At 71.4% G+C, this 14,426-nt stretch carries 15 protein-coding genes; 4 read left to right on the forward strand and 11 right to left on the reverse strand.

The genetic code is table 11. The annotated features are described in order from the left end of the window. Positions 1 to 46: 46 nt before the first annotated feature. On the reverse strand, positions 47 to 2,251 hold the full coding sequence (locus tag ACFFRH_RS40850) for a hydantoinase/oxoprolinase family protein (protein WP_386163218.1): 2,205 nt from the start codon (positions 2,249 to 2,251) through the stop codon (positions 47 to 49). Positions 2,252 to 2,473: 222 nt separating this feature from the next. Beyond that, positions 2,474 to 2,920, reverse strand: coding sequence for a hypothetical protein (locus ACFFRH_RS40855; RefSeq protein ID WP_386163221.1), 447 nt, complete (start codon positions 2,918 to 2,920; stop codon positions 2,474 to 2,476). Between the two features lie 304 nt (positions 2,921 to 3,224). On the opposite strand from ACFFRH_RS40855, the gene ACFFRH_RS40860 reads away from it, so the two are divergent. Then, on the forward strand, positions 3,225 to 3,863 hold the full coding sequence (locus ACFFRH_RS40860; protein ID WP_386163224.1) for an SRPBCC family protein: 639 nt from the start codon (positions 3,225 to 3,227) through the stop codon (positions 3,861 to 3,863). A 337-nt stretch (positions 3,864 to 4,200) separates the two neighbouring features. After that, positions 4,201 to 4,833 carry a thymidine kinase gene (locus ACFFRH_RS40865; protein WP_386163227.1) on the forward strand — a complete coding sequence of 211 codons (633 nt, stop codon included), beginning with the start codon at positions 4,201 to 4,203 and terminating at the stop codon, positions 4,831 to 4,833. A 97-nt stretch (positions 4,834 to 4,930) separates the two neighbouring features. Here ACFFRH_RS40865 and ACFFRH_RS40870 read toward each other — a convergent pair whose 3' ends face one another. The 4 genes from ACFFRH_RS40870 to ACFFRH_RS40885 all read right to left on the reverse strand — a co-directional run bounded on the left by ACFFRH_RS40870 (position 4,931) and on the right by ACFFRH_RS40885 (position 8,245). Further along, the gene (locus ACFFRH_RS40870) at positions 4,931 to 5,629 is read right to left on the reverse strand and encodes a DsbA family oxidoreductase (protein WP_386163229.1); all 699 of its coding nucleotides are present in this window, start codon (positions 5,627 to 5,629) and stop codon (positions 4,931 to 4,933) included. A 464-nt stretch (positions 5,630 to 6,093) separates the two neighbouring features. Next, positions 6,094 to 6,546, reverse strand: coding sequence for an ATP-binding protein (locus ACFFRH_RS40875; protein WP_386163232.1), 453 nt, complete (start codon positions 6,544 to 6,546; stop codon positions 6,094 to 6,096). Beyond that, the gene (locus ACFFRH_RS40880; protein ID WP_386163235.1) at positions 6,543 to 6,737 is read right to left on the reverse strand and encodes a DUF5999 family protein; all 195 of its coding nucleotides are present in this window, start codon (positions 6,735 to 6,737) and stop codon (positions 6,543 to 6,545) included. Before ACFFRH_RS40880 ends, ACFFRH_RS40875 begins: the two co-directional genes overlap by 4 nt. Positions 6,738 to 7,246: 509 nt before the next feature. Then, entirely contained in the window at positions 7,247 to 8,245 is a 999-nt protein-coding gene (locus ACFFRH_RS40885) for a LysR family transcriptional regulator (protein WP_386163238.1), read from the reverse strand. Positions 8,246 to 8,390: 145 nt separating this feature from the next. Here ACFFRH_RS40885 and ACFFRH_RS40890 point away from each other — a divergent pair, with 145 nt between their 5' ends. Continuing rightward, positions 8,391 to 9,272, forward strand: a complete 882-nt coding sequence (locus ACFFRH_RS40890; RefSeq protein ID WP_386163241.1) for a serine hydrolase — start codon at positions 8,391 to 8,393, stop codon at positions 9,270 to 9,272. Between the two features lie 324 nt (positions 9,273 to 9,596). Then, on the forward strand, positions 9,597 to 10,577 hold the full coding sequence (locus ACFFRH_RS40895) for an MBL fold metallo-hydrolase (protein WP_386163244.1): 981 nt from the start codon (positions 9,597 to 9,599) through the stop codon (positions 10,575 to 10,577). Positions 10,578 to 10,611: 34 nt separating this feature from the next. Here the strand turns inward: ACFFRH_RS40895 and ACFFRH_RS40900 are convergent, their stop codons facing one another. From ACFFRH_RS40900 to ACFFRH_RS40920, 5 genes are read right to left on the reverse strand one after another with little or no spacing between them, the layout of a single operon-like run. Then, positions 10,612 to 11,511: a hypothetical protein gene (locus ACFFRH_RS40900; protein ID WP_344747789.1), complete on the reverse strand. Its 900-nt coding sequence runs from the start codon at positions 11,509 to 11,511 to the stop codon at positions 10,612 to 10,614. A gap of 25 nt (positions 11,512 to 11,536) precedes the next feature. Continuing rightward, entirely contained in the window at positions 11,537 to 11,866 is a 330-nt protein-coding gene (gene mnhG, locus ACFFRH_RS40905) for a monovalent cation/H(+) antiporter subunit G (protein WP_344747791.1), read from the reverse strand. Further along, complete coding sequence (locus ACFFRH_RS40910; RefSeq protein ID WP_344747792.1) at positions 11,863 to 12,123, reverse strand: MrpF/PhaF family protein; 261 nt, start codon at positions 12,121 to 12,123, stop codon at positions 11,863 to 11,865. Before ACFFRH_RS40910 ends, mnhG begins: the two co-directional genes overlap by 4 nt. Next, a complete protein-coding gene (locus ACFFRH_RS40915; protein ID WP_344747793.1) occupies positions 12,120 to 12,662 on the reverse strand; it encodes a Na+/H+ antiporter subunit E in 543 nt (180 codons plus the stop codon). Before ACFFRH_RS40915 ends, ACFFRH_RS40910 begins: the two co-directional genes overlap by 4 nt. 14 nt (positions 12,663 to 12,676) lie before the next feature. Beyond that, positions 12,677 to 14,308, reverse strand: a complete 1,632-nt coding sequence (locus tag ACFFRH_RS40920; RefSeq protein WP_344747794.1) for a Na+/H+ antiporter subunit D — start codon at positions 14,306 to 14,308, stop codon at positions 12,677 to 12,679. Positions 14,309 to 14,426: the final 118 nt, after the last annotated feature.

A 14,426-nucleotide genomic window follows, 5' to 3' on the forward strand; every position in this document is an offset into this window, starting at 1 on the left:
TCGCCCCCCGCCCCTCGCCCGCTCCATGCTCGCCGGTCGCCGCGCGTCACCCACGGCGTACCTCCAGGTTTCCGAACTCGTCCACGGTCGCGGTGAAGCCGGGGTGGAGCGGCAGCGTGGAGCCGTACTCCTCGATGACCGCCGGACCGGTGATCGTCGCTCCGGCGGCCAGGCCGGGACGGTGGTGGATGGGGGCGGCGCCCCACTCGTCGTAGAAGACGTCGCGGGAGGCGACCGGCTCGGGGCTCGGGTCGCCGTGGGGCCTGCGCCCGATGGCGGGCCGGGTGATCGGGCCGATGCCGGAGACGCGGAGGTTGACCCACTCGACGCCGTGCCGGGGGTCGTCGCGGTAGCCGTACCCGTAGAGCTTGTGGTGCTCGGTGTGGAAGCGGTCCAGCACCTCGGCCCGCCAGTCCTCGTCCAGCGGGCCGGACGGCGCGGGCACCCTGACCTCGTAGGCCTGGCCGTAGTAGCGCAGGTCGGCGCTGCGCGCGTAGACGTGCGCGCCGGTGGCGAAGCCCTCGCGGTCCAGGGCCGCGGCGGCCTGTCCCTCCAGGTCACCGAAGATCTCCCCGGCGGTCTCCAGGGAGAGGTCGCGGGTGACGAAGGTGCGGACGTAGTCGTTCTTGACGTCCACGGTGAGCAGCCCGAAGGCCGAGACGTTGCCCGGGTCGGGCGGGACGATCACCGACGGCAGGCCGAGGATGTCGATCAGGCGGCAGACCAGCAGCGGTCCCGAGCCGCCGAAGGCGACCATTGGGAAGTCGCGCACGTCCAGGCCGCGTTTGACGGTGATCTGGCGGATGGCGTTCGACTGGTTGAACGCGCTGATCTCCAGGATGCCCGCCGCGGTCCGTTCCGGGGACAGCCCGATCTTGCCCGCGAGCGCCTCGATCCCCTCGCGGGCGGCGTCGGCGTCGAGCGGGATCTCCCCGCCGAGCAGGTGCGGGGGGACCCGGCCGAGGAAGACGTGCGCGTCGGTGACGGTGACCTCGGTGCCGCCCCGGCCGTAGCAGAGCGGGCCGGGGTCGGCCCCGGCCGATCGGGGCCCGACCTTCGGCGTGCCCTCGGGGGAGATCCACGCGACGGAGCCGCCGCCCGCGCCGACGGTCACGATGTCGATCATCGGGATCTTGCAGGGGTAGCGGCCGATGCTGCCCTCGGTGGTCAGGGACGGCTCCCCGTCGACGACCACCGCGACGTCGGTCGAGGTGCCGCCGCCGTCCAGGGTGATCACCGAGGGGTGCCCGGCGGTGGCGGCGATCAGCGCGGCGCCGAGCGCGCCCGCGGCCGGTCCCGAGAGCACGGTGGTGATCGGCTGGTGCACGACCTCGGCCGCGGACAGCACGCCGCCGTTGCTCTTCATCACGGAGAACGGCATGCCGCTCCCCCGCGCCGCCCGCGCGACGTCCGGCGTGCCGTCCGGCGCGGACGGCTCCGCGCCCGCGACGCTCTCCCGGTACGCCCGGCCGCCCGAGCCCCCCTCGTACGCCGGTCCGGCCGCGTCCTGCGCGCGGCTCGCCGCCTCCAGGCGTTCGGCCAGGTTGGCGATGTAGCGGCGCATGGTCGGTTTGACCGCGGCGTCGACCAGGGTGGTGACCGACCGCTCGTACTCGCGGTACTCGCGCAGCACGTCGCACGAGATCGAGACGACGGCGTCCGGGTGCTCCCGTTCGAGGACCTCCCGCATGCGCAGCTCGTGGGCGGGGTTGGCGTACGAGTGCAGGAAGCAGACGCCGATCGCGGTGACGCCGCGGTCGCGGAACCACCGGGCCGCCGCGACGGCCTGCTCCTCGTCGAACGGCCGCACCTCGGCCCCGGTGTGGTCCAGGCGCCCGCCGACGGTCCTGATCCGGTGTACCGGGACGATGCGGGGCGGTTTCACCCAGAAGTAGGAGTTGCCGTAGCCGTCCGGCACGCTCTGGCGGGCGATCTCCAGGATGAACTCGAAGCCCTCGGTGGTGACGAAGCCCAGGTCGGCGATGCGGTCTTCGAGGAGCTGGTTCGTGGCGACCGTGGTGCCGTGCACGACGGCCGACACGGCGTCCATGCCCACGTCGGCCGCACCGTCCGCGTCCTCCGCTCCGGCCGCCTTGCGCAGGACCTTCCGCACCCCCTCCATGAACCCGTCGGCCGGGTTGGCGGGGGTGGAGGGAGTCTTGGTCGTGGTGATCTCACCGGTCTGTTCGTCCACCGCGACCACGTCGGTGAACGTGCCTCCGGTGTCGACCCCGATACGGACGCTGCGCATGCCCCCGTGTCTACCCAGTTCCGGCGAGTCCGCAAATCGGCGGACCCTGCCGAAGCTGTGCCCGGTCCTTGGGCAGTGTTGGCGGGAAACGGCCGGGAAACGGCTGGGAAACGACCCCGCCGGAAACGATCCCGCCGCCTCGGTCACGACCGGGGCGGCGGAGGGCGGGGAACGGCGAGAGCCGGACCCTGAAGGCGGCGGGGAGGGCCGGCGGGGCGGACCCTAGCGGCGGCGGGGACCCATGGTGGTGTTGATCACCGCGTCGGCGTCGTGCGCGTGGATCTTGGCGGCGAGACGGATGGCCATCTCGTTCGTCCGGCGCAGTTCGGCCTCGACCCGGTCCTTGCCGGACTGGCCGACCTGCACGCCGAAGTAGGCGCCGATGACCGCGCCCGAGACCCCGACGAGCCCGGCGAACGGCGCGGCCGTGTCGCCCTCGCGCAGCGCGATCACCACGAAGCCGATCAGGATGACCACGAGCCCCATGACGACGACGTAGAACCCGTACCGCCAGCGAGCCGCCTCGGCCTGGGCGGCGACGGCCTCGTCCTCGGTCATCATCGCCGCGAGCGCCGTGGGCATCTCCGTGGCCTCCGTGCCGGAGGGACCGGGGGTCACGACGGCCGGAGTCTTGCCGAGGGGTGGAGCGGAGTTGTTGGTGGTCGTCACAGGTTCTCCCACTTTTCGGTGTACCAAAAGAAATCTCCCACGGTTCTCGCCACCAAGCCAAGTCAGGCCATGTCATGGCTTGTCAACCGGAGATCACCCCCTTCTACCAGGGCATCTCATACCCAACCGCCCTCATATCCCCCACAGCTCACTACCAGTTGTAGATCGTTATCTTTCGCGCGGACACACGAGGGCGGGCCGTCCACGAAACATGAAGATCACAATCCAGGATCGGCACGGCAAAACAGGACCCAGATGAGATAGAGGACATTCACTACTCTCATCTGTTTTTTCAGAGGTATCCGTGACAAAGCTCCTCCGGCTCCTCGTAGCGCCGCTGTCCGCCGCCGCCCTCCTCCTCAGCGTGTTCTCGGCCCCCGCCCGGGCCGACACCGACCCCGTGCTCGCCGCCCGGTGGCAGATCGCGTGGGACACCTACCGGTTCTACGAGTGCCTGACCGCCCCCCTCCCGATAACAGGACGAAGCCAGGTCAAGCGCGACATCTCCATCGATATCAACGCACCGGTGGAGCACGTGTTCGACGCCTACTCGAACATCAACAACCACCTCGGCATGCACTCGTTCCTGAAGCGGGTCGTCACCCACGCGGACCGGACCGACGCCGGGACGCGCTACGTCGACTTCACGGCCGTGGAGGACATCCCGGTCGCCGGCCTGCCCGTCACCTCCAACACGCACGCGCAGCAGCGCATCCACCGCGACGAGTTCTACTACGAGACCGACTCCTGGACGCTGCCGAACGTCGTCACGCACCAGAAGATCGTCTTCGAGGACCTGGGCGACGGACGGACGCACGTCACCGAGCATCTCACCTTCGAGGCGAGCGTCCTGCTCATCGACTTCACCGTGACGAACGGCGTCTCCTCCCACCAGGCGACGCAGGCGGGCCTCAAGGCGGCGATCGAGAGCGGCGAGCTCTGAGCCGAGCCACCGGCGAAGGGGCCGCGCCCGCCGTTCATCGGGCGCGGCCCTCTTCCCGGTTCGTGTCGTTCACGCCGTTTCATATCTAATTCAGCCTGATCCTGCCCATTTCAGCCTTTTCCCGCCGGTTCACGTCGGCTCTCACCCGTTCCCATCGGTTCGCGTCGGCTCCCATCGGTTTTCGTCGGCTCCCATCGGCGCCTCCGAGAGCGACCCCGCCGGACACGGAGGGCGCGGCGGGCGATCCCGTACGCCCCGACATGCAGGTGAGGGCGACGGACCCGATCACCAGGGGTGGAGATCGCGGAACACGGCCGGAGTACTAGGCTGGCCCCCCGTGACCGAATTGTCTGCCCTCTCCGCCGTTCCCACCGGTTCCCGGGACGGAGTGCTGCGCTTCTACTTCGGCCCGATGGACTGCGGCAAGTCCACCCTTGCCCTGCAGATGAACTACAACCACGGCCGCCAGGGCAGGCGCGGCCTGGTGCTCACCAAGCACGACCGCTCGGGCACCCCGCAGGTCACCAGCCGGATCGGCCTGGGCAGTGAGGCCGTCGAGGTCGTCGACGACCTCGACCTGGTGGCCCTGGTCCGCGCGCACGAGCCCATCGACTACGTCATCTGCGACGAGGCGTGCTTCTACACGGTCGCCCAGATCGAGCAGCTCGCCGATCTCACCGACGGTTTCGGTATCGACGTCTACGCCTTCGGCCTGGCCTCGGACTTCCGCTCGCAGATGTTCCCCGCCGCCCAGCGGCTGTTCGAGCTGGCCGACGAGATCAGCCGCCTGCAGGTCGAGGTCCTGTGCTGGTGCGGGCGTCCCGGACGCCTGAACGCCCGGGTCGTCGGCGGCAGGATGGTCCGTACCGGCGAGCAGGTCGTCATCGGTGACACGGGCGCCGACCCGATCCGCTACCAGGTGCTGTGCCGCCGCCACTACCGCTCCGGCGAGCTCGGCCTGCCCGTCTGACCTCTCGCCGGGCGGGGGGAACAACCGGGCGAACAAACCGGGCGGAAAACAACCGGACAGGGGAACAGCCGGGCGGGGAGACCCCGCCCGGGTGATTTCAGACCGCGCAGTAGCCCTCGTCGTCGCAGGCGTCGCCGCCGTTCGTGGCGGCCTTGACGGCCCTGGCCGCCGGAGACCGGCCGGTGCGCTCGGCGACCTCTTCGAGGGCGGCGAGCAGGGTGTCCTCGGGCTGGGCGCCGGAGACGGCGAACTGGCCCTCGAAAAGGAAGAGCGGCACCGAGCTGACACCGATGGCGCGGGCCTGGGCCAGCTCCTCCCTCACCGCCGCCACGCCGTCCTCCCCGTCCAGGTCGGCCTGTACGCCGAGGTCGCGGGCGAGTCCGGCGAGGACCTCGCGGGAGCCGACGTCGAGGCCGTCGGTGAAGTGGGCGCGGAAGAGGGCGTAGAGCGCCTCCTCCCCCTTGCCCTGCTCTCCGGCGAGCCGGATGAGGCGGTGCGCGTCGAAGGTGTTGGCCTGGATCGAGTGATCGAAGTCCAGCGTGAGCCCGTCCTCGGCGGCGACCCCGGTCACCCTCCCGAACATCTGGGCGGCCTGCTCGGCCCCGCCGAACCTCGCCGCGGCCCATGTGAGCGTGAGCTCGCCGTTGGACTTCGTGTCCGGCGCGAGCTGGAACGGCCTGAACTCGACCTCCACCTCACCACCCTTGGCCCGGTAGCGCTCCACGGCGCGGGCGAAGCGGGTGTGGCCGATGTAGCACCACGGGCAGACAACGTCTGAGTAGATTTCAACCTTCACACCACGTTGCAACCGGCACGGGGACCCGCTGATTCCACGGGCTCGCCCCGCGGTCCGTGGGCGTGGAGACGGACACGTGGCGCCCTGACGCGAGCCACCCGACCGGCGGTGCACGCGGTGACCGGCGCGATGTCCGCACCCGGCGTCCGAGGTCGGCCCGAGGTCGGTCAGAGGTCAGTACGGCAGCGGTCTTCCGGACGGGCTCCGCAGGTCCAGCACGTCCCGGGCGGGATGTCGCGAGCGCTTGCGGATTCGTATCCGACGCATGCTCCGGGACTCCTGTCGTGTGCGCGTACGGGCCTGGCCTGCCGATTCCTGTGGTGTGCCGCCGTTCGGGCGGCGCGGATGGTCCATGTCGTCTACGTCCCCCGTATCCTCTCTGTCCTCGCTGAGGAGAGGCCGTCCTGTCAGTCATGTCGTGGCCGGGTGAGCCGGGTCGCGGTGAGGCTCCCCCCTCGGCCCCCTCAGGCCACGGTGCCGTCGAGATGTGTGTGCACCGCCAGCTCGAACCAGCTGACCTTCCCCATGGGCGTGCGTTCGCTGCCCCAGAGGTCGGAAAGCAGGTCGAGCAGGTACAGTCCGCGCCCTCCCTCGTCGTCCTGGCGGATGTCGCGCACGCGGGGCAGGACGGGATTGGCGTCGTACACCTCGCAGCGCAGCGTTCCCCGCTCACAGGAGACGGCGAGCCGGATCGGCCCCCACGCGTGGCACAACGCGTTGGTGACGAGCTCGCTCACGAGCAGCCGGGCGATCTCGTCCTGCTCGTCGATCTCCCACTCGGCCAGCTGCCCGCACACCAGCCGCCGGGCTCTGGGCACCGAGACCGCGCTGGGCACGAGCTGCCAGGACGCCCTCCTGGTACCGGGACGAGGAAGCGAAACGGCGACCGCGCGGAAGGCGAGGGCGAACGGTCTCATGCCGCCCTCCCGCAGGGAGCGCGATGGGCGGGAACGCAACGCCCGTCGGGCAGGAGTTCCCCGGTGTCCTCGAAGACCACCACACCGTTGCAGAGCAGCCCCCATCCCTGCTCGGGATGGGAGACCACGAGACGAGCCGCCTCATGATCAAAGGCATCCGCGGACGGACAGGCGGGCATGTGCTGGCACACGGTCCTACTCCGATCTTGATTGGCTACGGAGAGACGCTCACGGAACCCCCGAGCGGGCGATCGTCCTCACCGGTTCGCCTCCGGCCCGTCGGCGACGAGACCGGTTCCCCTTCCGAACGCGAGGGAGCCGTCTCGCTTCCCTCCCCTGCCGGTCCTTCGCCCGCGCCCGCGTACAGCTCAGCGCGGCCGGTTCACGGCGGACGATTCACGGCGGACGGTTCCGGTGGTAACCGGAAACCCGCTGCCGGTACCTGCATTCACCCGTTCGATGACCTGCGCGTGACGCAAAATCTTCTGCCACGCTCCCCGAAACGAACACGGTGTTGATTTATCGCCACTTAATGTGGATTCATCTGTGTTTACACCCGTGTGTGTTGAACGTCGATAGAGCCATGGTCTTGTCCTGGTAGAGCATTCTTTGCGGTGCTGGTTCTCCCTTCGCCAGGTAAAGGCGGGGGATGCCGAGGAGTCCCAGACGCCCCGGGAGACATGGGCCACGAACCAGGGGACTACGGGGCGTAGACGACGGACCAGGGGCGGGGCGTGGGCGACGGGGACGTCCCGGGCGCCGCCTGCGAGGTCCCGGCGGTGACGTCCCGGGCGAGGACCCCGGCCGCCAGGGCGGCGAACCTGGCGGCCGCGGGGTGGGCCGGCCGCTCCGGCCAGGCGACGCAGATCCCTCGCCGGAGAGGAGCTCCGGCCAGGGGACGCCAGGCCAGCCGAGGCTCCCTGCGGGCTATCGCCTCCTGCTCGAACGCCACCCCGTGCCCCGCCAACACGAGTCCGAGCAGGAACTCCGGGTTGCGGGCGTGCTGGAGGCGTACGGGCGAGAAACCCCCCGCGCGGCAGGCGTCGAGCATGCGGTCGTACCAGGCCGGGGAGGTCTCGCGCGGGAAGACGACGAGATCGTGCCCGGCGAGGTCGGCCAGCGCGATCTCCCACGACCGTGACCCCGGCCGCGCCCCCGGCCGGGTCAGCACCAGGGGGGAGGTGCGTGGCAGCACCACGCCCAGCGGGATCTCCACGACCGGCCCGGACCGCAGGCCGGGAACGCCGACGGGGTGGTGCACGAGGCCCGCGTCGAGCTGGGCGGAGGTCAGGCGGCGCAGCTGTTCCGGAGTGGTCAGCTCGTGGAGCTCCAGCCGCAGCCCCGGGGTCTCCTCGGTGACATGCCGCAGCAGGGCGTGCAGCGTCACGGCCGGGATCTCCGGGGGTACCCCGACCCGGAGGGTTCCCAGCTCACCGTCGCCCGCCTGGCGCATCGTCGCCCGCAGGCGCTCCTCACCGGCGAGGAAACGCCTGGCCTCCCCGACGAGGAGCCTGCCCGCCATCGTGAGCTCGATCTGACGGCGTGAGCGGTCGAACAGCTCGGCCCCGAGCTCGCGCTCCAGCCGCTGGATCGACTGGCTGAGCGGCGGCTGCGCGATGCCCAGCACCTCGGCGGCGCGGCCGAAGTGCAGTTCTTCGGCGACGACGATGAAATGCCGCAGATGCCGGGAAAGGTCCACGGCGTCACGATAGGCGATCGCCCGCGGCCCCGCGGCACGTCACAACCCCGGGGCACGGCACAGCCCCGCAGGCCCGCGGCACACACAGGCCCGCAGACCCGCCGCGCGTCACGATCGGGGGGCGGGCCTGGATAGCGTTGCGGGCATGTCGGCAGAGGAACGGATAGCGGGAATCTTCACGGTCGCCGGGGTGGAGGGGCACCTGCACGCGCTGGACGTCACCGGGGGCCGCGAGATCGCCGTGCGCGCCGACGAGCAGGTCGTGATCGCCTCGATCTTCAAGGTGCTCCTGGTCCTGGAGTTCGCCCGCCAGGCGGCGGCCGGCCAGCTCGACCCGGCCGAGCGCGTTCTCGTGACGGCGCGGGACAGGCTCGGCGGGTGGGGGACCGCCGGATGCGCGGACGACGTGGAGATGTCGCTGCGCGACCTCGCCCACTTCGCCATGCAGGTCAGCGACAACACCGCCGCCGACCTGCTGATGCGGAGGGTCGGACTGGACACCGTGCGGATGCTGGCGGCGGAGCTGGGACTGGCGCGCACGCGCGTGGTCGGCGGGCCCAGGCAGGTGCTGGAGTCGATGCTCGCGGACGTGGGGGCGCGGGACGAGGCCGAGTTCGCGCGGATCTTCCCGGCACTGTCTCCCGAGCGGGTACGGGCACTGAGGGTCCTCGATCCCGATCACACGACCTCCAGCACGGCGCGTGACATGACCCGGATGCTCGGGCTGATCTGGCGGGACGAGGCCGGGCCGCCGGAGGCGTGCGCGGCCGTCCGCGACTACATGACACGGCAGATCTTCTGGACGCGGATCGCCTCGGGCTTCCCGCCGGGGACGCGGGTGGCCGCCAAGACGGGGACGCTGCCCGGCCTGCACATGGAGGCCGGGGTCGTCGGGTATCCCTCCGGCGAGAGCTACGCGGTGGCGGTCTTCGCCCGGACCGGGCAGCTGCCCACCCGGCGCGTCGACGTCGACCTGGCGATCGGCCAGGCCGCGCGGACCGCCGTCGACGCGCTACGGAACGGATGAGTCACGCCTCCCCGCGCACCGGGTGAGTTCCGCCTCTCGCCCCTGGATCACGACCAGGTGGGACGAGGGCTCGGCCGTCGGCGCGCGGCCGGCCGGATGAGTCATGCCCTCCCCGCGCACCGGACGGGTTCCGCCTCCTCGCGGACCGGGTGATCCCTCGTCCCACCTGCTCTGATACGCGTTCGCCTATGGGAGGCGAGGGTCGCGGATCTTGGACGTGGACGGTCCGGTGGTGGTTGGGTCCTCAGCGGGCCGCACACGGCCGGCGGTCGTCACCCGGACAACCGGTGACGGCCGCGCGTTCATCCGTACCAAGGGGGAGACATGTCCCGATTCGATCGAAGAGGTTTCCTGCGCACCGCGACGGCGGGGGCGGCGCTGGCGGGGGCCGCGCTGGCACCGGCGGCCGGAGACCTCCTGTCCCCGTCCCCCACCAGGGCCGCGACGGCGCGTCCGGGCGGGAAGAGGACCGCCGCGACGTTCCGCTGGCTCGGTACGTCGGGCTGGCGCGTGGACGTGGGGTCGTCGACGTTCCTCGTCGACCCGTACGTGACACGGTTCGACGCCGGCCTGGCGGCGGGCGCGTTCAAGCCCGCGACACGGCTCACGGTCGACACCGAGGCGGTCGGCAGGCACGCGGGCACGCCGAAGGTGGTGCTCGTGACGCACTCGCACTGGGACCACTTCAACGACGTCCCGCACATCGCGACGTCGACCGGGGCACGGGTCGTCGGCACCGCCACCACGTGCAACCTGGCGCTGGCGTTCGACGTGAAGAGCGGCCTGCTCAGCCCGGTGAAGGGCGGGGAGGTCCTGGACTTCGGCGACTACGTCGTCGAGGTGGTGGCGTCGCTGCACAGCCGCAACGCCGACTACTCCATGGCCTTCCCCGGCGTCCGGCTGACCAGGCCGGAACGCAAACCGGAGACCATCTCCGACCTGCCCGAGGGCGACACCCTGGCGTTCCAGGTGACCGTCAAGGGCGGCCCGTCGGTTTTCTTCATGGGCGGCAGTGACTTCGTCGAGCGCAACCTCACCGATCTCGCCCCGGACGTCGCGATGATCCCCACCACCTCCTCGTCGTCCACGTACGACTACGTGCCGCGCCTCCTGCGGGCCCTGGACATGCCCCGCGTGGTCGTACCGGTGCACTGGGACAACTTCGAGGTGGCGCTGCGGAACCCGCCGCAGACCGACGAGAAGTCGAGGAAGAGCCTCGCGGAGTTCGTCGCGGCGGTGCGCAAGGTCAGCCCCAGGACAAAGGTCGTGATCCCGGACTATCTGACACCGCACACCTTCGCCTGACGCCCGCACTCGCAGGCCCGCGCTCGCAGGTCCGCTAGGGAGCGGAGGCGATCTCCTCGAGGCGGGCGGCCAGCTGATCTGGCTCGCCGTCGATCAGGGCGGACACCCCGCGCCACCAGGCGAACCACTCGCCGCTGCGCCACATCCAGTCGATCCGTTCGATGGCGGCGACGACGTCGCCCTTGACGCGCCACACCTCACCGGCCTGCTCGGCGGAGGCGCCGTTGCTCAACGCCCAGGCGTGCAGGGTCGCGGCGGCCATGGCGTCGACCGGCCGCTCGTACGGGTCGGGGTGCTCGTCCAGCCGGTGGGGGCCGAGCCCGGCGGCGACGCCCCAGCTCCACTGGGCCTCGGCGGGGCGGGAGTAGCGGAGGGAGTCGAAGTCGAGGTTGGAGCCGAGCTCGTCGTCGGAGCGGCGCAGGACCACCGCGTCGAGGCGGCCGCCCGCGTCGAAGGAGACCACGATCCGCTGGCCGGGGTGCGCGTCCTTGGGCAGCTCGACCCGGTCCTCGGCCTGCCAGGAGTTGAGGTCGGTGACCGCGGCCGGACGGCCCCAGGTCTCGTCGGCCGCGTCGTCGGCGATCCAGGCGGCGAGCATCTCCAGGACGGTCAGGTCGGTCCACGGATCGATCGCCGTGGCGGTCTGGAGCACCTCGTCGGGCGCGGGCAGCTTGCCGCCGCGCTCCCGCCGCCACCACTCGCCCCCGAGCTCGCGGGTGCCGACCAGCAGACCGGCCAGCGCGGCGAGTTCGGTGGACCTGCGGGTGAGGGGGGCGCCGCGTGCGAGCTCGACGGAACGCGCGACGCGGTCGGCGCCCAGCGCCGCCTCCGCCTCGCTCAGCAGCAGGGCGGCATCCGGGCGCTCCTCGCCCAGCAGATCGTGGATCAGTCGTCTGGCCTCGGTCCTTGCATCCTCCGCACGTGCATCACGCATACCGACACCGTACGCCGGGAGATCCTTAGGCGCGAGCGTCACCGGGCGGTACGGCCGTGCCGTCGTCCCGCGGCGACCCGGCGAGATGCTCCGCCCTTCCCACCATGTAGGCGGCCACCGCCGCCGTCACCACCTGGTAGACGGCGATGAGCAGCAGGGTCCCGGCGACCGCCCAGTGGGGGTGGCGCAACCACATGGCGAGCAGGACGAGGTGGAGGCCGAGCACCTGGGGTTTGGTCGCCGCGTGCATGCGGGACAGGGTGCCGGGAAACCTGACCAGCCCCACCCCCGCCGCGAACGCCAGCACCGCCCCCAGCAACAGGCACGCTCCGGCGGCCACATCCAGCGCGGTCAACGGGCACGTCCCGCGAAGAACCTCACCAGCGAGACCGAGCCGACGAACCCCAGCAGGGACAGCACCAGCAACACGGGCAGCGCCGAATACTCCCGGTACGTCGCCGCCTCCGCCCCGACCGCGCACATGACGACGGCGGTGAGCACGTCCAGGGCGACGGCCCGGTCCAGCATCGTGGGGCCGCGAACCAGGCGGTAGAGCGTCATCGCCGCGGCGGCGGCGAGCAGCACCAGAACGGTCAGGTACGTCGTCGTCATCGCAGTTCCTCCCGGTCGGCGCGGGTGCCGAAGGCCGCCACGATGCGGTTCTCCAGCCGCGTCACGTCCTCGCGGGTGACCCGGGTGACGGTCTGCGCGTCGCCCGGGACGCCGAGCACGTGGAGCACGAGCAGCCTTTGCCGGACGTTCGCCTCCAGCACCAGGCTGCCCGGCAGCGCCGACAACGCCACCGTCATCAGCACGGCCACCGTCTCCGACGAGGAGCGCAGCCCGACCTCGACGATCCGGACCGGGGGCGGCGCCCCCGGGCGCAGCGCCCAGAAGGCGACCCGGAAGCTGGAGACCATCAGGTCCCCCGCGAAGCGGACGACGAACAGGAGGATCCCGACGGGGTGCAGCCGGATGCCGGAATCCTGGACCGGCAGCGGCAGCAGCCACACGACGGCCAGCCCGGCCAGCAGGCCGCCGAGCACGTTGCCCACGCCGAGGTCTCCCCAGAGCAGCAGCCAGACCACCGTCAGCCAGGCCACCAGCGGCAGGGGTACGGACCTGCCCAGCACCCGGGGCACCGGGATCACCGGGCCCGGCCCCCTCACCGCCCACCGCCGAGCACCGCGGAGACGTACGGCTCGCGGGCCAGCAGCTCGCCCGCGGCCCGTTCGGCCAGGGCGGACAGCGGCCCGGCCAGCACGGTGTACGACAGGGCGAGCACCACCAGCGCCGCCGTGGCGGCGAGCATCGGCGCCGGCATGGTGACGGCGGTGACGACGGCCTCGCCGGTGATCCCTCCGGTGCCCCCCGCCCCGCCCGCACCGGCCGCGCCGGGCTCCTCCCGGGCGCCGCTCTCGCCTTCCCCGTTCTCCCGCACGCTTCCCTCCTTCGTGGTCGTTTCCGGGGAGGGCGGGACCGGCGCCCCCCAGAAGGCCCTGCTCCAGGTCGTGGCCACCGCGTACAGGGTGAGCAGGCTGGTCAGCAGCCCTCCCGCGACCAGGGTGAGGGCGATCGGACGGCCGTCCGCGACCCCCGCCTGGATCAGCCCGAGCTTGCCCAGGAAGCCGGACATCGGCGGTATCCCCGCCAGGTTCATCGCGGGCACGAAGAAGAGCACCGCGATCGCGGGAGCCGCCCCCGCGAGGCCGCCCAGCCGGTTCAGGGAGGTGGTGCCGGTACGACGCTCGATCATGCCGGTCACCAGGAACAGGCTCGTCTGCACGGTGATGTGGTGGGCGACGTAGAAGATGGCGCCCGCCATGCCGACGACGCTGAACAACGCGACCCCGAACACCATGTAGCCGATGTGGCTGACCAGGGTGAAGGAGAGCATGCGCTTGATGTCGGTCTGCGCCACCGCCCCGAACACCCCGATCAGCATGGTCAGCAGAGCCGCCCACATCAGCAGGCCGCTCACCGGGCCGCCGGGGAACAGCAGCGCCTCCAGCCTGATGATCGAGTAGATGCCGACCTTGGTGAGCAGCCCCGCGAAGAGCGCCGTCGCGGGGGCGGGCGCGGTCGGGTACGAGTCGGGCAGCCACGCCGACATCGGGAAGATCGCGGCCTTGACCACGAAGACCAGCAGCAGCGTCAGCTCGACCAGCAGCCTGATGTGCTGGGGCAGCACCGAGAACCGCTCGGCCAGCTGCGCCATCGACACGGTGCCGGTCGCGGCGTAGGCGACCGCGATCGCGACGAGGAACAGCAGCGACGACGCCAGCCCCACCACCGTGTAGGTGGCCCCCGCCCGGATGCGGGCCTCGGTCCCGCCGAAGGTCAGCAGCACGTACGAGCCGCCGAGCAGCATCTCGAACCCGACGAAGAGGTTGAACAGGTCGCCGGAGAGGAAGGCGTCCGACACCCCGGCGACCATGATCAGATAAGCCGGATGGAAGATCGACAGCGGCGCCCTGTGCTCCTGGTCGGCGCGTGACTGGGCCAGCGAGTAGACCATCACGCAGAGCGTCACCGCGGAGGAGACCGCCAGCATCAGCGTGGAGAGCCTGTCGGCGACGAGCGCGATGCCGATCGGCGCGCCCCAGCCTCCGGCGTGGGCCACCAGCGGCCCCTCCCGGTCGGCGGCCGGCAGCAGGAGCAGCGACACGAGCAGTACCACCGCGAGCGTGCCCACGCTGATGAGCGCCTGGAGCCGCACCAGCTTCCGGCCGATGGCCAGCTTGAGCCCGGCGGCCAGCAGCGGCAGCACCACGGGCACCGGGATCAGCGCCTCCACCGGCACCCCCTCCACCGGCCCCCCAGAGACTCTCCGCCCCTCAGAGACTCCCCGCCCCTCAGAGACTCCCCGCCCCTCACGGACCTCCCTCCCGCACCGCGCGGGACGCGATCCCGCA

This window comes from Streptosporangium vulgare, from assembly GCF_042428775.1.
GTDB classification, from domain to species: domain Bacteria; phylum Actinomycetota; class Actinomycetes; order Streptosporangiales; family Streptosporangiaceae; genus Streptosporangium; species Streptosporangium vulgare.